Origin of the sequence: Mesorhizobium onobrychidis (assembly GCF_024707545.1) — a bacterium.
GTDB lineage: Bacteria > Pseudomonadota > Alphaproteobacteria > Rhizobiales > Rhizobiaceae > Mesorhizobium > Mesorhizobium onobrychidis.
This window is the reverse complement of sequence record NZ_CP062229.1, coordinates 2,900,221-2,918,288: the sequence shown is the minus strand read 5'-3', so window position 1 is coordinate 2,918,288 and position 18,068 is coordinate 2,900,221. Positions and strand designations below refer to the sequence as shown.

Here is an 18,068-nt window from a genome sequence, read left to right as displayed (position 1 = left end):
TCCCGTATCCACTCCGAACCGGGAGGTTTCGAACATGTCCGCGCATTTTGCTCGCCCACAACGCCACGAAGCGCTCGACCGCCTCGCCGATCGCCGGCTGCTGCGCGAACTCGCCTATGTCGATGGCCACTGGACGGCGAGTGAGGCCGCCGAAAGTTTTGAGGTAACCGATCCTGCCACAGGCGCCACCGTCGCCTGGGTTGCCGCGCTCGATAGCAGGCAGACAAACAAGGCGATCAATGCGGCATCCCGCGCCTTTCCCGCCTGGCGTGCAGCGCTCCCGCAGGAACGCGCAAGAATCCTACGAAAATGGTTCGATCTGATCATCGCCGCCAAAGATGATCTGGCGCTGCTGATGACGCTGGAACAGGGCAAGCCGCTTAGGGAATCGCTTGGCGAGATCGACTATGCCGCCTCCTTCGTCGAGTGGTATGCCGAGGAGGCAAAACGCCTCAACGCCGAAAGCGTCACCAGCCATTTGCCGAACGCCGAAATGATGGTGCGGCGCGAACCGCTCGGCGTCGTCGGCGTCGTCACGCCATGGAATTTTCCCGCGGCCATGCTGACCCGCAAGGCCGCGGCCGCCCTTGCCGCCGGCTGCACGATCGTGGCGCATCCTTCGTCGGAAACGCCGCTGTCGGCATTGGCGCTGGCCGAGCTCGGCGAACGCGCCGGCCTGCCGGCTGGCGTCTTCAACATTCTCACCGGCAAGGCTTCGACCATCGTTGGGCGGATGTGCGAAGACGCTCGCGTCCGGGCCATGAGCTTCACCGGCTCGACCGAGATCGGCAGGCTTATCGCCGCGCAAAGTGCGCCGACGATGAAGCGGTTGGTCATGGAGCTTGGCGGTTCTGCGCCGCTGATCGTCTTTGCCGACGCCGATCTCGACAAGGCTGTGACCATAGCCATCGATGCCAAATTCGCCACGTCCGGCCAGGATTGCCTTGCCGCCAACCGCATCTATGTCCAGCGTCCGATTTATGATCGTTTCTGCGCCGCCTTCGCCAGGCGCATCGAGGGGTTGCGGACAGGCAATGGCCTGGCCGATGACACCGACATCGGGCCGTTGATGCACGAGCGCGGCGTCAAGAAGGTCGAGGAGCAAGTTGCCGATGCGCTAGCCCATGGCGCGCACTGCCTAACCGGCGGCGGCAGACATCCGGCCGGGCCACTGTTCTACCGGCCGACCCTGCTGGCCGATGTCACCGACGACGCGCTGATCATGCGCGAGGAAACTTTTGGTCCGGTCGCCGCGGTGACGCCCTTCGACAGCGAAGACGAGGTCATCGCCCGCGCCAACGCCACCGAATACGGCCTCGTCGCCTATGTCGTCACCGAGAACGGCGGCCGCCAATTGCGCATGGGCCGCGCGCTCGACTACGGTATGGTCGCCATCAACCGCGTGAAGATCACCGGCGCGCCGATCCCGTTCGGCGGCGTCAAACAGTCCGGCATCGGCCGCGAGGGCTCGCGCCACGGGCTCGAAGCCTTTACCGATCTTAGATATCTCTGCCTGGACGTGGCCTAGGCCGCACCCGATACTTTTCCTCAGGAGTAAAAAAAATGCTCGACCAGTCCAACGAACTCGCCGCCTGGGACCGCGACCACTTCTTCCATCCCTCGACCCATATGGGCACGCATGCACGGGGTGAATCGCCGACCCGGGTGATCGCCGGCGGCGAAGGCGTCACCATCTGGGACAACAATGGCCGCAAGAGCATCGACGCTTTCGCCGGGCTTTACTGCGTCAATGTCGGCTACGGCCGCCAGAAGATCGCCGACGCCATTGCCGCGCAGGCCAAGAACCTCGCCTACTATCACGCCTATGTCGGACACGGCACCGAGGCGTCGATCACGCTTGCCAAGATGATCATCGACCGCGCCCCGCAAGGCATGTCGAGGGTCTATTTCGGCCTCTCCGGTTCCGACGCCAACGAAACCAACATCAAGCTGATCTGGTATTACAACAACGTGCTTGGCCGGCCGGAGAAGAAGAAGATCATCTCGCGCTGGCGCGGCTATCACGGCTCCGGCGTCATGACCGGATCGCTGACCGGGCTCGACCTGTTCCACAACGCCTTCGACCTGCCGCGTGCGCCGATCCTGCACACCGAGGCACCCTACTACTTCCGCCGCGCCGACCGCTCGATGAGTGAGGAGCAGTTCTCGCAATACTGCGCCGACAAGCTCGAAGAAATGATCCTCGCCGAAGGTCCCGAAACCGTCGCCGCCTTCATCGGCGAGCCGATCCTCGGCACCGGCGGCATCGTGCCGCCGCCCGCTCTCTACTGGGAAAAGATCCAGGCGGTGCTCAAGAAATATGATGTGCTGCTGGTCGCCGACGAAGTGGTCACCGGCTTTGGCCGGCTGGGCACGATGTTCGGCTCCGACCATTACGGCATCAAGCCCGACCTGATCACCATCGCCAAGGGCCTGACCTCGGCCTACGCGCCGCTGTCGGGCGTCATCGTCGCGGACAAGGTCTGGCAGGTGCTGGTGCAGGGTTCCGACAAGCTCGGCAGCATAGGCCATGGCTGGACCTATTCGGCGCATCCGATCTGCGTTGCCGCCGGCGTCGCCAACCTGGAACTGATCGACGAGATGGACCTGGTGACCAACGCAGGCGAAACCGGCGCCTATTTCCGCGCCGAACTGACGAAAGCCGTCGGTGGCCACAAAAATGTCGGCGAGGTGCGCGGCGACGGCATGCTGGCGGCGGTCGAGTTCATCGCCGACAAGGACGACCGCGTGTTCTTCGACGCCTCACAGAAGATCGGGCCGCAGGTCGCGACCGCCCTTGCCGAGCGTGGCGTCATCGGCCGCGCCATGCCGCAGGGCGACATTCTCGGCTTCGCGCCGCCGCTCTGCCTGACGCGCGAAGAGGCCGACATCGTCGTGTCGAAGACGGCCGAGGCGGTGAAGAGCGTGTTTGCCAACATCTGAAAACTGACATGAATGCCATGACCAAAACCCTCCCCGCCACCATGGCCGCCGTGCAGCTGATCGGTCACGGCGGGCCGGAAAAGCTCGTCTACCGCACCGACGTGAAAGTGCCCTCGCCCGCCCCGGGCGAGGTGCTGGTCAAGGTCACCGCTTGCGGCATGAACAACACCGATGTCTGGGTGCGACAGGGCGCCTATGGCACGGAGGAGGATGCTGCCGCCGTGTCGACCTGGCGCCGCCAAGGCAACACGCTGACCTTCCCACGCATCCAGGGCACCGACACGGTCGGCCACATCGTTGCCGTCGGCGACGCTGTTTCTTCGGCCCGCATCGGCGAGCGGGTGATGGTCGATTTCTCGATCTACAATCGCGACGACGATTCACTCGCCGATATAGACTATATGGGCCACGGCCGTGACGGCGGCTATGCCGAGTACCAGACCGTGCCAGCCGACAATGCCCATGTCGTCAACACCGAGCTGACCGATGTCGAACTCGCCACGTTTTGCTGCGCCTATCTCACCGGCGAACAGATGCTGGAACGCGCCGCATTGAAGGCCGGCGAGCGCGTGCTGGTCACCGGCGCCTCCGGCGGCGTCGGCTCCGGCATCGTGCAGCTGGCGCGGGCGCGCGGCGCCATCCCCTATGCCGTAGTCGGCAAGGGCAAGGAAAAGGCCGTGCTCGACATTGGCGCCGAGGCGGTGATCACCCGTGGCGTCGCCGACCTGCCTGCCGCCGTCAACGCGGCGACCGGCGGACAGCCGATCGACGTGGTTGCCGACCTGGTCGGCGGCGCGATCTTCAATGACCTCCTGCGCATTCTTCGGCCCGAAGGCCGCTACACCACCGCCGGCGCGATTGCCGGCCCGGTCGTGCAGTTCGATCTGCGCACCATGTATCTGAAGCAGCTCCAACTTCACGGCTCGAGCCAGGGCACGCGGGCGGACTTTCGCCGTATCGTCCGCTACATCGAGGAGAAGAAGATCCGGCCGCTGGTCGGCGGCGTCTACAGGCTGTCCGATTTCCACCAAGCCCAGGCGGACTTCATCGCCAAGGATTTCGTCGGCAAGCTGGTGGTCGTTCCGGACGCCGTTGGGAGCGCCGCGTAGCGCGTCGACAGAGAGGACTATGGCAGGCCTGGGCTGTTCGCCGACACGGTGAGGTCGAGCGCGACATGGCCATGCGGCGCCGCGACCTCTTCGTTCCGATGACCTGTTCAGCTCTGTGGGCCGACCTGCTTGACGGCGGCTTCGAGCGATCTTTCGAGCGCATCGATCATCTGATCGACCTGGGGCTCGGTGATGATCAGCGGCGGGCAGAAGGCCAGCGCGTCGCCCATGTTGCGCGAGATCACGCCGTTCTGCTGCATAAAGCCGTTGACGAGCCCGCCCAGCGCGCCGGCCGTCTCCCACGGCGTCTTGTTCGCCTTGTCGCCGACCAGTTCGACCGCCGCGATCAGGCCGACGCCGCGCACCTCACCGACAAGCGGGTGCGAGGCCAGCTTGCGCAGCCGCTTCTGCATATGCGCGCCAACCGTGCGCGCATTGCCGACAAGGTCGCGCTCCTCGATCAGCTTCAGGTTCTCGAATGCGACCGCGGCCGCGACGGGGTGACCGCCGCCGGTGAAGCCGTGACCGAAGGTGCCGATCCGATTGCTTTCGTCGGCAATCGGCTCGAACATTTTCTCGTTGATCAGCAGGGCCGAGATCGGCAGATAGGAGGAAGAGATCTGCTTCGACAGCACCATGATGTCGGGCCTGATGCCGAAGGTCTGCGAGCCGAACATCTCGCCGGTTCGGCCAAAACCGCAGATGACCTCGTCGGCGACGAGCAGGATGTCGTATTTCGACAGGACCGCCTGGATCTTCTCCCAGTAGCCGGCCGGCGGCACGATGACGCCGCCGGCGCCCATGATCGGCTCGCCGAAGAAGGCAGCGATGGTTTCCGGTCCTTCGGCCAGGATCAGCTTTTCCAAATCGTCGGCAAGCCGGCTCGAAAACTCTGCTTCGCTCTCGCCTGGCAGCGCCTCGCGCCAGTGGTGCGGCGTCGAAGTGTGCAGCACATTGGCAATCGGCAGGTCGAAGGAAGTGTGGTTGTTGGGCAGGCCGGTCAGGCTTGCCGCGGCAATGGTGACGCCGTGATAGCCGCGATTGCGGCTGATGATCTTCTTGCGTGCCGGCTGGCCGATCGCATTCGACCGGTACCAGATCATCTTCATGGCCGTATCGTTGGCCTCGGAGCCGGAATTGGTGAAATACGCCTTGCTCATCGGCACCGGCGCCATCTGCACCAGCTTCTCGGCGAGATCGATCAGCGGCGAATGCGATTTGGAGCCGAAGTCGTGATAGTAAGGCAGCTTGGACATCTGGCGCACCGCCGCATCGACCAGCCGCTTCTCCGAAAAGCCGACCGCGACGCTCCAAAGCCCGGCCATCGCCTCGATATAGCGGTTGCCGGCGAGATCCTCGACATAGATGCCGTCGCCCTTCTCGATGACGAGTGGCCCTGCTTCCTCATGCTTGCGGGCATTGGTGTAGCCGTGCATGTGGTAGCTGATGTCGCGGGCTTCGGGAGAATTCGGTCGAGCGTCCATGATGGCTCCTGTCCTGCATGCCGGGACGTGCGTCCTGCCGCCGTTCGGCGCGCGCATCGGCCTCTGGATTAATGCTGTTTGGTGCATCCGTTTCTTGTAAGGGTGTCAAGCCCTTTCGGAAGGGCTGGCGGATGGACGGAAGACATGCAGAATTTCAGCTTCGAGGCTGCAGAACGCGAGAACCTGCGCCAAGCCGGCGGTGCGCGTCGCCAAGACTTGATCCCCGAACGGGTCACCAGCAGGCACAACAACAAGGCTGAGGTGGCCTGATCGTGGACCATGTCGACTGCATCGTCGCCGGCGCCGGCGTCATTGGCCTCGCGATCGCGCGAGAGATGGCGCGGCGTGGCATGGATACCCTGATCCTCGAGGCCGAGAACGCCATCGGCACCGGGACCAGTTCGCGCAATTCCGAGGTCATCCATGCCGGCATCTACTATCCGGCCGGATCGCTGAAGGCCCGGCTCTGCGTGCCAGGCCGGGAAAAGCTCTACCGTTATTGCCAGGAGCGGGCGGTGCCGCATGCGCGCTGCGGCAAGCTCATCGTCGCCACCGATGCCGAACAGGAGCCGGTGCTCGCTTCCATCCTGGCCAACGCCTCTGCTTGCGGCGCGGGCGATTTGACGCCCTTGACCGCAGCAGAGGCTCGCAGGCTGGAGCCCAAGCTGCGGTGCACGGCGGCCCTTTTGTCTCCCGCCACCGGCATCATCGACAGCCATGCCCTGATGCTTGCGCTGCTGGGCGACGCCGAGGAGCACGGGGCGGCGCTCAGCCTCAACACCCGCATCGTCTGCGGCCGCATCGGGGGCGGCGTCGAGGGTGGGCACATCGTGCTCGACACGGTCGACAGCACCAGCGGCCAGCGCTTTGAAATCGCCACCACGCGCTTCATCAACGCTGCCGGGCTTGGCGCCACAGCACTTGCCGGCTCGCTTGACGGGCTCGACCCGCAATTCGTGCCAGATCTTCGCTATGCCAAGGGCAATTATTTTTCGGTCGCCGGCCGGGCGCCATTCTCGCGGCTGGTCTATCCCGTGCCCGAACCCGGCGGGCTCGGCGTCCATCTGACGCTCGACCTCGACGGCGTCGCCCGCTTCGGGCCTGACGTCGAATGGACCGAGACACTCGACTATCGCGTCGATCCAACGCGTGGCGAGCGCTTCTACGACGAGATCCGCAAATACTGGCCGGACCTGGCCGATGGCAGCCTGCAGCCGGCCTATAGCGGCATCCGGCCGAAGCTCTCCGGTCCCGGCGAAGCCAATGCCGACTTCATCATCCAGGACGCGGCGGTGCACGGCGTGGAGGGCCTGGTCAATCTGTTCGGCATCGAGAGCCCCGGCCTGACGTCAAGCCTGGCGATCGCCGACCATGTCGCGCAGCGCCTCGCGCCGAAGGCCAGCTAGCCGAGGGCGACCCGCGCGAGCGCGCCCGTTGCCAAAAGCACAATCCAAAACGCCCGTAAGCCATCCGTAAGCCGGGGTCGCGGAACCTGGGTCCGACGATCACCGGAACCATCGAAGTGAAGAACCGTTTCGAAGCCATACCGAACCCAAGCTGCCGGTTCGAGATCTGGGACAATGAGGCCGGCGAGCCCGTGGTCCATCACGATCGGCTGCTCACCTTCGCCTCGGCGAAGTCGGCGGCAAGGATCGCCGACTTCCTCAACGACAGCAGTAGCCATCGGCGCCGCGCCGGCGCCGCCGAATGGCACGTTGCGGCCCGCGATGTCGACTGAGGAGGATGATCGCCTAGCTGCTCTACCTGGCGATCAGCTTATGGCGGAGCTTCCCCGCAACACGGCGGCTCGTCTTCCAACGAAATTTGACGCAGGATCGAACGCTTTGGTACCGAGCGTCGGAGGAGTCTCGCCATGACCGATGAACCAAGCCGTGAACCGGCGCGTGATCCCCAGGATTTGGAGCGCCTGCTGATCTCCCGTCAGTGGGCGGGAGACATCGACGGCATGGCCGCGCTTTTTGAGCCGCATGCCGTCGTCGACAGCGGTGAAGGCCGACTGACGCGTGGCCGCGAAGCGATCCGGGCACTCTTCGCGGACATCACCGCAACGGGCCGAAAATTTGCTGCCGGAACTCAGGCACCGGCAGTTGTCAGCGGAGACTTGGCACTCACGTCAACCCGTCTTCCCGATGGCACCGTAACCGCCGAGGTCGCCCGCCGCCAAGACGACGGAACATGGCTATGGGTCATCGATCGATTCTCCGTTGCGTAAAGCATTTTGCAGCCAAGTGAAATCACTTGGCGTCGCAGAAATGCGGCTAAAACAAATAGATAGAGCGGAATGCAGTTCAATTTGAACGTATCCCGCTCTAGCGTCCGCCCGACGCATGAGCTTCGCTGGGGATCATGCGCAAACCAAGCGCCACAGCGTCCTTGCGCGTCCGACGCGCACGCGCTGTAGCGCAAGGACTGAAAATCCAGTGCGGTTTTGGATCCGAACTTCCTGAACGCAGATGCCGTCGATCGAGCAGGAACTTCAAATCTGGTTATGATGCATCAGTGCGCCGTCTGCGAATGGTCACCGCCCGGCTGCGAAATGCCGCCCAGCGCTTCGCCGGCCCAGGCGGGCTCGCCATTCGTGGCGAGGTCGCCGAGCGAGACAATGCCAATCAACCGCCGGTCGCGGCTGATCACCGGCATTCGCCGCAGTTTGAGATCGCGCATATTCTGAAGAACATCACCGACTTCCTGGTCGTCAAAGCAGCACTGTACCTCCGTGCTCATCACATCCCTGATCTTGGTGTCGGGACCTCTGCCCACCGCGATCCCACGGACGGCAATGTCGCGGTCCGTGATCATGCCGACCAGCCGCTCATTCTCACCCACGGGCAGAACACCGGCGTCAAGATCGGCCATGGCTCGTGCGGCATTCCGCAAGGACTGGTCCGGACTGGCGACCTGAACTTTCCGTGTCATGCACTCGCTGATTCTCATGGCTTTCTCCTCGAGCTGCAGCGCCCCGCCGATCCTGTGATGAAGGTGTGATCAAGGGAGAATGAACGCCTGTCGGAATCGTTCCCATGGTTCGACCACGCGCGACACCTGGCCACATCCGTGCCGGACGGGAACCATAATCCGGCACGATGGTTGTGTGATCACCGAGTGATCCTCCCCGAGCAAACGGAAAACGGAAGGAACGATCATGCGCATGTTGACGACAATTGCCGCCCTTTCGGGATTGGCCTTGGCGCAGCCGATCCACGCGCAATCCACCGAGCCGCAGCTTCCCCAGATCGCACCCCCGGCTCCGGAAGCCCTGCCCGATCCAAGCCTGCCTAACCAAACGCCTGACCAGGCCCTGCCTGACCAAGCCCTGCCGGATCAAGGTTTCACCGACCAGAACTTTACTGGCATTGCGATTGTCGCCCTCGAGGATTTGCCGCCGGAACTCAAGACACAAGCCGAGGCCGTGATCACCCAGACCAGCGTTGAAGATCTGCTTACCCTGCAGAGTTCGATCGATGCGTCGCCGCAGGCAGCAACGGCGCTGGCGGCGAGCGGGCTTGATTCCTCGCAGGTTGTCGCCGCCAACATCGATGGCGATGGCATGCTGACGCTGATCATCCAGACAACCACGTGATCGGCGGGCACCTGATCGTCGGTCCGGGCGTGGCGGACCGGAGCACGCGGCTTCGGCCCTGAAAACCCACAGCGGAGCACCGTCATGGTCGAAGCCGCAGTTCGCAACTTCACCCTCAACTTCGGGCCGCAGCATCCCTCTGCTCACGGCGTCCTGCGGCTGGTGCTGGAACTGGACGGCGAGATCGTCGACCGCGCCGATCCCCATATCGGTCTGCTCCACCGCGGCACGGAAAAACTCATCGAATACAAGAACTATCTGCAGGCCCTGCCCTATTTCGACCGGCTCGACTACGTCGCGCCAATGAACCAGGAGCATGCGTTCTGCCTCGCCGCCGAGAAGCTGCTCGAAATATCGGTCCCGAAGCGCGGACAGCTCATCCGTGTTCTCTTTTGCGAAATCGGCCGGCTCTTGTCGCATCTCCTCAACGTCACGACGCAGGCCATGGATATCGGCGCGCTGACCCCGCCGCTCTGGGGTTTCGCCGAGCGCGAAAAGCTGATGGTCTTCTACGAGCGCGCTTCCGGCGCCCGCATGCATGCGAATTATTTCAGGATCGGCGGCGTGCACCAGGATCTGCCTCCGAAGCTGCTGGACGACATCTGGAATTTCTGCGACCCGTTCCTCAAGGTCTGCGACAACCTCGACGAATTGCTCACCGGCAACCGCATCTTCAAGCAGCGCAATGTCGATGTCGGTGTGATCGGGCAGGACGACGCCTGGGCCTGGGGCTTCTCCGGCCCGATGGTGCGCGGGTCGGGCGCAGCATGGGATTTGCGCAAGGCGCAGCCATATGAATGCTACCCCGAGATGGATTTCGACATTCCCATCGGCAAGAACGGCGACTGCTATGACCGCTACCTCGTCCGCATGGAGGAAATGCGCCAGTCGGTGCGGATCATGAAACAATGCCTGGAGAAATTGCGATCGCCGGAAGGCCGCGGACCGGTCGCGATTCCGAACCACAAGATCACGCCGCCGCCGCGGGCGACGATGAAACGCTCGATGGAAGCGACTATCCACCATTTCAAACTCTACACGGAGGGTGTTCGCGTGCCCGCCGGAGAGGTCTATGTCGCCGTGGAGGCGCCGAAGGGCGAATTCGGCGTCTATCTGGTTTCGAATGGCAGCAACACTCCTTATCGGTGCAAGATCCGGGCGCCGTCCTTTGCCCATCTGCAGGCGATGGATTTTCTGTCACGGGGGCACATGATCGCCGATGTCGCCGCGATCATCGGGTCGCTCGATATCGTGTTCGGCGAGATCGACCGCTAGAGCATTTTTGCAGCCAAGAAATGCGGCTAAAACAAACAGATAGAGCGGGATGCCTCTTTCAACTTGAACGCGTCCGCTCTAACCACGCGCAGGAGGTTTCAGATTTCGAGCAAGGCGTAGGGACGGCCGGTCGGCTTCGCCACGTGCATGGCGACGTTATATACCGGGGCACCGCCCGGCGTACGACCTTCATAGACGCCGCGATGCGCGTGGCCATGCACCACGGCGCTGACCTTGAACCGATCGATCGTCTCGGCCAGGCGCGACGATCCCAGGAACGGAAAAATCTCCAATGGCTCGCCAGCGACCGTCTCGACCACCGGAGCGTAGTGCAGGACGACGACCGTACGGTTGGTGCGAACCTGCCGCATTGCGTTTTCGAGCCGCATCGACTCGCTGACGCTTTCGGCGACCATCGCCTTGATCGCCGGCTCGCCGAACGAGCCGAGCATGCGTGATCCAAAACCGCCAATGAAACCCTTCACGCCGACAAAGCCGACCTCCTTGATTTCCGTCGTCTGGCCGTCGAGAAGATGGACGCCCGCCTGCCGAAGGATGTGGGCGACGTCATCGACCGCATCGGATTCATAGTCATGGTTGCCGAGCACGGCGACGACTGGGATTGCGCAGGCGCGCAAATCCTCCGCAAGGATTTCGGCCTCACGCGGCTTGCCGAGATTGGTGAGGTCGCCAGTGAGCACGAGGACGTCCGCTTCGCGCGAGACCTCGCCGAAGAGATCACGACAAGAGGCCTGGGCGTCTTCCTTCACATGCAGGTCGCCGACGGCCGCAATCCTCACGGTGCCGCCGTTCCCAACCCTTGCCGTGGCAGTTGTACCCTTCTCAGCCATCACGAAATTCTCCTGTTCCGCCGACGCCGGCAAAGCCCCATTCCTTGACGTCGATTTCGTAGTCGGCCTGCGAAAGCAGGCGTCCGCGGCAGATTTTCATCCGGGGAGTAGGCAACTCCCTTTGCTTGGCGAGCCGGTCAAGCAATTCGTCGAGCAGCCAGGCGGGAATGTGATCGCGCTCGCTCGGATAGATCCACCGGAAATTGAGAAGTTGCATCAACAGCACCTCCCAGTGAACTTCGAGGTAGGAAAGCAGCCGGTGCCAATCGATCTGATCCTGCGCCTTGAGGATGGTATGAGCGATGTCGGCGCCGTCGTGGCGGCCTCTGTCCTGGATGAAGCATTTGGACCAGATAAGCTCGGTCGGACCTACGATCCGCACCTGACTGCCCAGCAGCTCGATCTGCCGTGCATGCTCCAGCCACTGGTCGCCGACCGGCATAGTGCCGTTTGCCGATGCGAATATGACGTCAAAAAAATGCGTGCTTTTGAAGACCTTTCCAAGCCATCGGTCGTCCACGATCTCGACCGCATAGCCGGCCTGCTTGAAATGGGCAAGGATGCGGGCGTAGTCGCCGGCCTTGCAGAAAATGTCGAGGTCTTTGGTCTGGCGCGTGACACCCGTATAGGCGCTCACCGCGTAGGTGCCGGCGACAAGAAAGGGAATGTCCGTCGCGGCGAGTTCGCGGATCGCCTCTGTATAAAAGACCTCGGCCTCGGCGTGCTGAAGCGTCGGCGCTGCTTTTGGATCGATCGTCGGAACGGATGCCGGGATGGCGCCGCCCGTTGGAGAATCGTTGGTCATGAAGTCGTGGCTCCGAAGCCCAGCAACCTGCAGCTGTTCGTCCTTAACAAAGCCGCCGCCGCATGGTTCCGTTGGCCGACATCAGGCGGACGGATGTCTGTATCGGACTGGCGGGCAGCCGACGCCGTTGGAAACGCGAAGGCGGAGCCTTTTCCGTCGCCGGGGAGTTGAAGATATGAGAAAACCACTGGCACGGAGGTGATCATGATGGAGGATGGGCGCAAGGCGGTACGCGTCAGGCTCAGTGGCAGAGTGCAAGGCGTCTCCTTTCGCGTGTGGACACGGACCGAGGCCGAGAAGCTCGGTTTGTCCGGGTGGGTTCGCAACGAGGATGACGGATCCGTAACGGCACTGATCGTCGGAGCCGAGGGCGCGGTTTCGACGATGATGAACCGGTTGTGGAAAGGGCCGACCGGGGCGTCGGTTTCCGGCGTGACATCCCAAGACGTCGATCCCGGCCAGGAGCCGAACGGATTCAGGATCATCGGCTAGCAAGCGGATACCGGCTTTGGGAAAAGCCGATGCTCAACCAAAAGCCAGGCCTCCGCGACTTTTGCCTTGCGCCGCCGGGAACAATCGACAGCCAGCGCCGTTTGGACCAATCAGCCATGATTACGGGCGGCCATGACAAACGAAGACGGGATTCGGCCAATGGACGTCACCCGAGCAGACGGCTTTCCACCCAGTTTCGGCGAAGAAAGCATCTCGGTTCGGCTTTCGGACTGCCGACTACAACTCGATGTATGCTCTTGCACTAGCCACTGACTACGACGGCACACTCGCGGAAAACGGGGTCGTTTCCGATGCGACCCGTGCCGCGCTTGGGCGGCTGAAGGAAACCGGCCGCAAGTTGATAATGGTCACCGGTCGCGAGCTTGCCGACCTCGCAAGCGTTTTCCCGGAGCTTGGCATTTTCGACAAAGTCGTCGCCGAAAACGGCGCGCTCGTCTACACGCCGGCTTCGAAGGAGGAGCGCATCCTGGCGCCTGCGCCTCCGGCGGAATTCGTCGACAGGCTGATGATGCGCAAGATCGCCCCCCTGTCGATTGGACGTTCCGTCGTCGCCACCAGGGAGCCCAACGAGACCATCGTGCTGGAAGTGATCAAGGACCTTGGCCTGGAGCTGGAGATCATCTTCAACAAGGGTGCCGTCATGGTGCTGCCGAGCGGGGTCAACAAGGCGACCGGTCTTGCGGCTGCCCTTGAGGATCTGGAATTGTCCGCCCACAATGTCGTCGGCATCGGCGATGCGGAGAACGACCATGCCTTTCTGCGCGCCGTCGGCTTCGGAGTTGCAGTCGCCAATGCACTGCCGAAGGTAAGGGAGACGGCGGGCCACGTGACGAATGGTGCCCGCGGCGCGGGCGTGAGGGAGTTGATCGAGGGCCTCATCTCACATGACGCCGCCTTGCTGGACACGGCGCGGCAACGCATCGAGATTGGCGCGGACGACGGATCGGGCGCGGTGATGCAGCTTTCACCGCGCGGCGGCGGCGTGCTGCTGGCCGGCACGTCGGGGATCGGAAAATCCACCCTCGCCACCGCCCTGACCGAGCGCTTCGTCGAGCAAGGCTTCCAATTTTGCGTGCTCGACCCGGAGGGCGACTACGAGGAACTGGAGGACGTGCTGGTGGTTGGCGACGCCAAAAGCCCGCCGAGCTCGCGCGAAATCTTCGACCTCTTGTCGAAGCCGTCCAACAATGTCGCCGTCAACATGCTCGGGATCAAGACCGCGGAGCGGCCAAACGCCTTCGCCAAGCTGCTGCCGGAGCTTGCCGCGCTTCGCGCCCGCACCGGACGCCCGCACTGGCTGATCATCGACGAGGCACACCACCTGTTGCCGCACGCGCGCGATGGCACATCCTTTGCGCTTCCAAAAAGCCTTTCGGCGACCATTCTGGTCACAGTACATCCCGATCTGGTTTCGCGGGACGTGCTGGCAGGTGTCGACACGGTGCTGGCTCTTGGCCCGGAAGCCGACAAGGTCGTCGAAAGCTTCTGTGCCGCAATTGGCGAGGGCGTACCGCCGGGCGTCGTGCCGCCACCGGAAAACAAGGTCTTGCATTGGAACCGGTCGACAGCCGATCCCGCAAGGCCGATCTCAATCGAGCGTCCCCGGCAGGAACGCAAGCGCCATATTCGGAAGTATGCCGAGGGCGATCTTGGCGACAACAGTTTCTATTTCCGCGGCGCGGACCGCAAGCTCAACCTGAAAGCGCAAAATCTCATGATGTTCCTCCATATCGCCGAGGGGATCGACGACCGCACCTGGGAGCATCACTTGCGCGCGGGCGATTATTCGGCCTGGTTCCGCGACCAGGTCAAGGACCAGGGACTTGCGGAGGAAGCGGCTGTCATCGAGGATGACGATAGTCTCGATCCGCATAGAAGCCGCGCCGCCATCGCGGAAGCGGTCCATCGCCGCTACACCGCGCCCGCCGACTGAAATCCGCCCATGCCCTGTGGTATCGAGGCCGATTGTATCGAGCTTCGCCGATGGCGGATCGCCGCCGAACGGCATATCCGCACATCAACGACCACTGATGCGAGGCGTGGAAATCGCTTCGCCGCCTCCATCAACTGAACATGCCGGCCCCTAGCGTGAATGCCGGTAGCTTCAATGCCCGTAGCGTCAATGCTGCGTCAATGCATGAATGTTCCTCGCAGCCAGGCGAAGAAGCCGAACCTCTCGGACATTGCCGCACGGACGCGGGAGGCAGCCCATCGCGCTCGTATCGTGGCGCCGACATGGCAATGGCAGACGATTTCGTGCAACTGCCAGTCGGTCAGTTCGAAGAAGCGCCTGGCTTCACCGTAGGTGTCGTCTCTCAAGCCTTGTGCGCGAAAGATCGGGTCCTCGAAGGCAACCGTGAGAGGCGAGTCGTTGTAACGCATCTTTTCGCGTATCTCAGGGGATTTGTATTCGGTGCCCGTCAGCGCTTCGAGACGCCTATCGGGATTTTGCTCCAGCAGTTTCGCCCAACGTTCGAGACGCTGGCTTCGAGTCGCCACGAGGTCTGTTGCTTCAGCGTGAACGTCGGCAACGGCATGCAGTTGGTCAAGTGTTTGGTGCTTCACGGCCGCCTCCTATTCAACAGGTGAGTTCATCCCACCCTGAATGGAAATTATGGCGCTCCACGACGCCGACAAGGCCCGCATGCGCGGACAATTCGATCACTTTTCTAACGGCGCCTTTCTAACGAAGCCGTCCTGCCACGAGCGCCTGATGCCTGCGGGATCATCGGAGGCTGCCATCGGAACCATAGCCACGCGTGGTCGTTCTGCGTCCATCAGCCCGTAGAGCGAAACCGGTCGAAACGGGTGGCGTCAAAAATCCCACCCGACGTCGATGACCCGCCAAGGCAGAGTGCAGCGAGCGGAAGGAAATCACACCATGGCCATTCTTCCCACTCCCGAACCAACGCCCACTCCGGCGCCCACGCCACCGCCGCTTCCTGAACCGAAGCCGGTGCGTGAGCCGGACCCGGACAGACTTCCCGACGAAGCTCCCGTCCCCAATCCGGATGAAAATGATGCGCCGCTGAAAATCGGTCCTAAAACATCCAATCCCGACATTTGACGGAGCGGATTGGCGTGAAGCGATCGGGGAGACGCTCGCTCAAGATCGCCCAGTTCCTCATGGGGGCTGGTGTCGGCGCATTGCGCGGCCATCGAGCGCGTGGCGCTCAGGCGGCGCGGAATGATGATGGAATGATGCTCACCGTAGCAGGCATCAGATCGAGCGCTGCGGCGAAGCGAACTCGGAGGCCTGCCGTAGATGCTGGCGCAGCAGCGCCTCGGCCCATTCGATCTCGCCCGCTTCGACAGCATCGAGGATGGCCAGATGTTCCCGGCATGACTGCTCGATGCGTTCCGCCGGCAGTTCCTCGAAACCTGCCGATTCCTGCAACCGGCGCAGATTGTTCTGCTGGCGCACCGCATCCGCCAGGAACCGGTTGCCGGAACAGGCCGCAAGCCCTTCGTGAAAGGATGCGTTGATCCGGAACCATTCGTCGCCGCCGATCAGCGTCTTGCCCGTCGACACGATCGCCAGGATGCGCTCGTGAGCGCGCCGGACCGGCGCCAGCTGCTGGGGATCCGCATTGAACATGGGCGACCGCAGCGCCGCGCATTCGACGGCCATCCGGAATTCATAGCTTTCCCGGTAGGCGTCCTCGCCGACAAGTGTGTCGGCAAAACGCCAGCCATGCCCCGGCAGGCGCTGCACCAGTCCTTCGGCGGCAAAGCGGAGCAAAAGCTTGCGCACGATGCCGCGCGACACCTGATAGCGCGGCATCAATTCCGCCTCGGACACCTCCTGGGGCAACTGACCGAGCGCGCGCTCCCGCATCATCCTGCAGTAAAGCTCCTCGAGCGGAGAACTGGGCAGGATATCCTCAGGGTCGAGGTCGGCGACATCGCGTGCCAATTGCAGCCCCCTCGTCTCGAAGGGGCTTAAGACGCCCTGGGCGACCAGCAGTTCCAGCGCCGCGCTGACGGGGGAACGCGAAACGCCGAACGCGCGGGCAAGGTCCGGCACCGAGACGCGGGTTCCAACCGTCCAGCCCGAATCCCTGATCCGCTCCAGGATCCGCCGCGCCAGATCGATCTGCAGCGGACTGGCTACCTCGCTGCGTGCCGGCCGGTCGATGATCGTTTCGTTCATAGGCACTTCCTCAAGCGTTCGCATTATAGATATGCGCCACGCAGTTCGAACTGGCAATCTAGCGAATTTTCCTGCTTTTCATTCAATCAAAATGCATTAGTATCCGGACTCAGACGAGTTGAGGCTTCCCTTTGATGACAACAGTCGCACCTTTTCCGCTTGTCGAGATCGATGGAGCGCCGAGAGCGCGCGGCATGGTCTATGGCGAACAGGCGCGCGGGCGTATCGGCGCTTCGGTAGCGCTCTATGCCGGCCAGCTCGACCGTTTCGGCTTCAGGCGGGACGATGTCGCGCGGTTCTCCGGCATCTTCCTGCCTCGCTTGCGGCAATGGGCGCCCGATCTCGTCGAGGAAATGGAAGGGATTGCGTCAGGCGCCAACCTCGACTTGTCCTCGATCGTCCTGGTCAATGCGCGTACCGAAATCCTTCAGCTTGCCCGGCGCGAGAAAGGCATTTCCGACGACGAGCCCGACGGATGCACGGGCGCGGCGATCCTGCCGGAGGCAACCCGGAACGGCAGGCTCATCCACGGCCAGAACTGGGATTGGAAGGCCGAGTGCGCCGAGACCTCGGTGGTGCTGCGCATCCGGCGAACGGACGGGCCGGACCTCCTCACCTTCACCGAAGCCGGCGGACTGGCGCGCAGCGGCTTCAACGCGGCCGGCATCGGCATCACCGCGAACTATCTCGAATCGGACCGCGACTATCGCGAGATCGGAATTCCGCTTCCCTTCGTCCGGCGCCTCACAGCGTTAATCCCATGCTGGCTGCCCGGATCCGGGCAGCGCGAGCGCTGGTCCGAGCGGCAGCCGTGCTTCTGATCGACGATGTCGATGTTTGCAAGGATCGGGATTTGCTTGCCGCCGTTCTTGCGTGCGCGCGAGCCACGCATACGACGGTGATCGCATCGTGCGATGTGGCTGCCGGGACTACCGAGTTCGATGACACCTGGCTTCTTGATGGTGAATGGTCATCGAGAGGCAATCCATGAGACCGGTCCCGACCATGACCGTCCGGTCAATTCGCGTCCCGTGCGAGGCCACTACCCCGGTACCCGCGTCCTTGATACACCGGATTCATCCCCTAGTTACCTCCCGTGGGCGCCTTAGTCGCGAGTTTGCCTGGGGGTGGCGGCGGTTGCGCCGTCCTGACTGCATGCCGCGGAAAGACGGTTCGACCGACGCACTTTATGGAGGTGGTCGTGCGTCAATCCCCTGGATCCAGCTGGGCATTTTTCGCATTCGTTTGCTCGATCGCGGTAGCTTGCGCAGGAGCTGCCGCCGGCGGCGAGCGCGGCGGAGGCAATAGCGCTGGCAGCCATGGTGGCGGAGGCA

General features: G+C 63.0%; 20 protein-coding genes. 14 read left to right on the top strand and 6 right to left on the bottom strand.

All coding sequences use genetic code 11. From position 1 onward, the window contains the following. The first annotated feature begins 34 nt into the window (after positions 1-34). Genes IHQ72_RS14475 through IHQ72_RS14465 form a run of 3 tightly spaced genes read left to right on the top strand, consistent with a single transcriptional unit; the run spans position 35 to position 4,052 of the window. The gene (locus tag IHQ72_RS14475) at positions 35-1,528 is read left to right on the top strand and encodes an NAD-dependent succinate-semialdehyde dehydrogenase (protein WP_258123046.1); all 1,494 of its coding nucleotides are present in this window, start codon (positions 35-37) and stop codon (positions 1,526-1,528) included. Positions 1,529-1,563: 35 nt separating this feature from the next. Next, a complete protein-coding gene (locus tag IHQ72_RS14470; protein ID WP_258123045.1) occupies positions 1,564-2,943 on the top strand; it encodes an aspartate aminotransferase family protein in 1,380 nt (459 codons plus the stop codon). Between the two features lie 8 nt (positions 2,944-2,951). After that, entirely contained in the window at positions 2,952-4,052 is a 1,101-nt protein-coding gene (locus IHQ72_RS14465; protein ID WP_258123044.1) for an alcohol dehydrogenase family protein, read from the top strand. A gap of 107 nt (positions 4,053-4,159) precedes the next feature. Here the strand turns inward: IHQ72_RS14465 and IHQ72_RS14460 are convergent, their stop codons facing one another. Then, complete coding sequence (locus IHQ72_RS14460; RefSeq protein WP_258123043.1) at positions 4,160-5,536, bottom strand: aspartate aminotransferase family protein; 1,377 nt, start codon at positions 5,534-5,536, stop codon at positions 4,160-4,162. A 144-nt stretch (positions 5,537-5,680) separates the two neighbouring features. Here IHQ72_RS14460 and IHQ72_RS14455 point away from each other — a divergent pair, with 144 nt between their 5' ends. From IHQ72_RS14455 to IHQ72_RS14440, 4 genes are all read left to right on the top strand, one after another. Further along, entirely contained in the window at positions 5,681-5,806 is a 126-nt protein-coding gene (locus IHQ72_RS14455) for a hypothetical protein (RefSeq protein ID WP_258123042.1), read from the top strand. Positions 5,807-5,808: 2 nt separating this feature from the next. Continuing rightward, a complete protein-coding gene (locus IHQ72_RS14450; protein ID WP_258123041.1) occupies positions 5,809-6,942 on the top strand; it encodes an NAD(P)/FAD-dependent oxidoreductase in 1,134 nt (377 codons plus the stop codon). Between the two features lie 116 nt (positions 6,943-7,058). Then, positions 7,059-7,274 carry a hypothetical protein gene (locus IHQ72_RS14445; RefSeq protein ID WP_258123040.1) on the top strand — a complete coding sequence of 72 codons (216 nt, stop codon included), beginning with the start codon at positions 7,059-7,061 and terminating at the stop codon, positions 7,272-7,274. 135 nt (positions 7,275-7,409) lie between these two features. Then, positions 7,410-7,769: a YybH family protein gene (locus tag IHQ72_RS14440; RefSeq protein WP_258123039.1), complete on the top strand. Its 360-nt coding sequence runs from the start codon at positions 7,410-7,412 to the stop codon at positions 7,767-7,769. Between the two features lie 284 nt (positions 7,770-8,053). Here the strand turns inward: IHQ72_RS14440 and IHQ72_RS14435 are convergent, their stop codons facing one another. Further along, on the bottom strand, positions 8,054-8,491 hold the full coding sequence (locus IHQ72_RS14435) for a CBS domain-containing protein (protein ID WP_258123038.1): 438 nt from the start codon (positions 8,489-8,491) through the stop codon (positions 8,054-8,056). A 250-nt stretch (positions 8,492-8,741) separates the two neighbouring features. Here IHQ72_RS14435 and IHQ72_RS14430 point away from each other — a divergent pair, with 250 nt between their 5' ends. Both IHQ72_RS14430 and IHQ72_RS14425 read left to right on the top strand, forming a co-directional pair. Then, on the top strand, positions 8,742-9,137 hold the full coding sequence (locus IHQ72_RS14430) for a hypothetical protein (protein WP_258123037.1): 396 nt from the start codon (positions 8,742-8,744) through the stop codon (positions 9,135-9,137). Between the two features lie 84 nt (positions 9,138-9,221). Next, positions 9,222-10,412, top strand: a complete 1,191-nt coding sequence (locus IHQ72_RS14425; protein WP_258123036.1) for an NADH-quinone oxidoreductase subunit D — start codon at positions 9,222-9,224, stop codon at positions 10,410-10,412. A gap of 98 nt (positions 10,413-10,510) precedes the next feature. Here IHQ72_RS14425 and IHQ72_RS14420 read toward each other — a convergent pair whose 3' ends face one another. Beyond that, positions 10,511-11,263: a metallophosphoesterase family protein gene (locus tag IHQ72_RS14420; protein ID WP_258123035.1), complete on the bottom strand. Its 753-nt coding sequence runs from the start codon at positions 11,261-11,263 to the stop codon at positions 10,511-10,513. Then, a complete protein-coding gene (locus IHQ72_RS14415; RefSeq protein ID WP_258123034.1) occupies positions 11,256-12,068 on the bottom strand; it encodes a nucleotidyltransferase family protein in 813 nt (270 codons plus the stop codon). The genes IHQ72_RS14420 and IHQ72_RS14415 overlap by 8 nt, the downstream gene beginning before the upstream one ends. Positions 12,069-12,275: 207 nt before the next feature. Between IHQ72_RS14415 and IHQ72_RS14410 the strand changes: the two genes are divergently transcribed. Together IHQ72_RS14410 and IHQ72_RS14405 are read left to right on the top strand one after the other, a co-directional pair. Then, positions 12,276-12,560, top strand: coding sequence for an acylphosphatase (locus IHQ72_RS14410; RefSeq protein ID WP_258123834.1), 285 nt, complete (start codon positions 12,276-12,278; stop codon positions 12,558-12,560). A 247-nt stretch (positions 12,561-12,807) separates the two neighbouring features. Then, positions 12,808-14,514: an HAD family hydrolase gene (locus IHQ72_RS14405; RefSeq protein ID WP_258123033.1), complete on the top strand. Its 1,707-nt coding sequence runs from the start codon at positions 12,808-12,810 to the stop codon at positions 14,512-14,514. Between the two features lie 197 nt (positions 14,515-14,711). On the opposite strand, the gene IHQ72_RS14400 is transcribed toward IHQ72_RS14405, so the two are convergent. Then, on the bottom strand, positions 14,712-15,146 hold the full coding sequence (locus IHQ72_RS14400) for a hypothetical protein (protein ID WP_095489126.1): 435 nt from the start codon (positions 15,144-15,146) through the stop codon (positions 14,712-14,714). 316 nt (positions 15,147-15,462) lie between these two features. On the opposite strand from IHQ72_RS14400, the gene IHQ72_RS14395 reads away from it, so the two are divergent. Continuing rightward, a complete protein-coding gene (locus IHQ72_RS14395) occupies positions 15,463-15,648 on the top strand; it encodes a hypothetical protein (RefSeq protein ID WP_123148072.1) in 186 nt (61 codons plus the stop codon). A gap of 153 nt (positions 15,649-15,801) precedes the next feature. On the opposite strand, the gene IHQ72_RS14390 is transcribed toward IHQ72_RS14395, so the two are convergent. Beyond that, positions 15,802-16,734 carry a GntR family transcriptional regulator gene (locus tag IHQ72_RS14390; RefSeq protein WP_258123032.1) on the bottom strand — a complete coding sequence of 311 codons (933 nt, stop codon included), beginning with the start codon at positions 16,732-16,734 and terminating at the stop codon, positions 15,802-15,804. Between the two features lie 134 nt (positions 16,735-16,868). On the opposite strand from IHQ72_RS14390, the gene IHQ72_RS14385 reads away from it, so the two are divergent. Both IHQ72_RS14385 and IHQ72_RS14380 read left to right on the top strand, forming a co-directional pair. Next, a complete protein-coding gene (locus tag IHQ72_RS14385) occupies positions 16,869-17,555 on the top strand; it encodes a C45 family autoproteolytic acyltransferase/hydrolase (RefSeq protein WP_258123031.1) in 687 nt (228 codons plus the stop codon). Further along, a complete protein-coding gene (locus IHQ72_RS14380; RefSeq protein ID WP_258123030.1) occupies positions 17,546-17,725 on the top strand; it encodes a hypothetical protein in 180 nt (59 codons plus the stop codon). Before IHQ72_RS14385 ends, IHQ72_RS14380 begins: the two co-directional genes overlap by 10 nt. The last annotated feature ends 343 nt before the right edge of the window (positions 17,726-18,068 follow it).

Bases quoted from the DNA above. Each gene is read 5' to 3' on its own strand.
- IHQ72_RS14435 (WP_258123038.1), bottom strand. From the start codon at position 8,491: ATGAGAATCAGCGAGTGCATGACACGGAAAGTTCAGGTCGCCAGTCCG.
- IHQ72_RS14415 (WP_258123034.1), bottom strand. From the start codon at position 12,068: ATGACCAACGATTCTCCAACGGGCGGCGCCATCCCGGCATCCGTTCCG.
- IHQ72_RS14455 (WP_258123042.1), top strand. From the start codon at position 5,681: ATGCAGAATTTCAGCTTCGAGGCTGCAGAACGCGAGAACCTGCGCCAA.
- IHQ72_RS14405 (WP_258123033.1), top strand. From the start codon at position 12,808: ATGTATGCTCTTGCACTAGCCACTGACTACGACGGCACACTCGCGGAA.
- IHQ72_RS14470 (WP_258123045.1), top strand. From the start codon at position 1,564: ATGCTCGACCAGTCCAACGAACTCGCCGCCTGGGACCGCGACCACTTC.
- IHQ72_RS14440 (WP_258123039.1), top strand. From the start codon at position 7,410: ATGACCGATGAACCAAGCCGTGAACCGGCGCGTGATCCCCAGGATTTG.
- IHQ72_RS14390 (WP_258123032.1), bottom strand. From the start codon at position 16,734: ATGAACGAAACGATCATCGACCGGCCGGCACGCAGCGAGGTAGCCAGT.
- IHQ72_RS14410 (WP_258123834.1), top strand. From the start codon at position 12,276: ATGGAGGATGGGCGCAAGGCGGTACGCGTCAGGCTCAGTGGCAGAGTG.
- IHQ72_RS14395 (WP_123148072.1), top strand. From the start codon at position 15,463: ATGGCCATTCTTCCCACTCCCGAACCAACGCCCACTCCGGCGCCCACG.
- IHQ72_RS14475 (WP_258123046.1), top strand. From the start codon at position 35: ATGTCCGCGCATTTTGCTCGCCCACAACGCCACGAAGCGCTCGACCGC.
- IHQ72_RS14420 (WP_258123035.1), bottom strand. From the start codon at position 11,263: ATGGCTGAGAAGGGTACAACTGCCACGGCAAGGGTTGGGAACGGCGGC.
- IHQ72_RS14460 (WP_258123043.1), bottom strand. From the start codon at position 5,536: ATGGACGCTCGACCGAATTCTCCCGAAGCCCGCGACATCAGCTACCAC.
- IHQ72_RS14385 (WP_258123031.1), top strand. From the start codon at position 16,869: ATGACAACAGTCGCACCTTTTCCGCTTGTCGAGATCGATGGAGCGCCG.
- IHQ72_RS14425 (WP_258123036.1), top strand. From the start codon at position 9,222: ATGGTCGAAGCCGCAGTTCGCAACTTCACCCTCAACTTCGGGCCGCAG.
- IHQ72_RS14465 (WP_258123044.1), top strand. From the start codon at position 2,952: ATGAATGCCATGACCAAAACCCTCCCCGCCACCATGGCCGCCGTGCAG.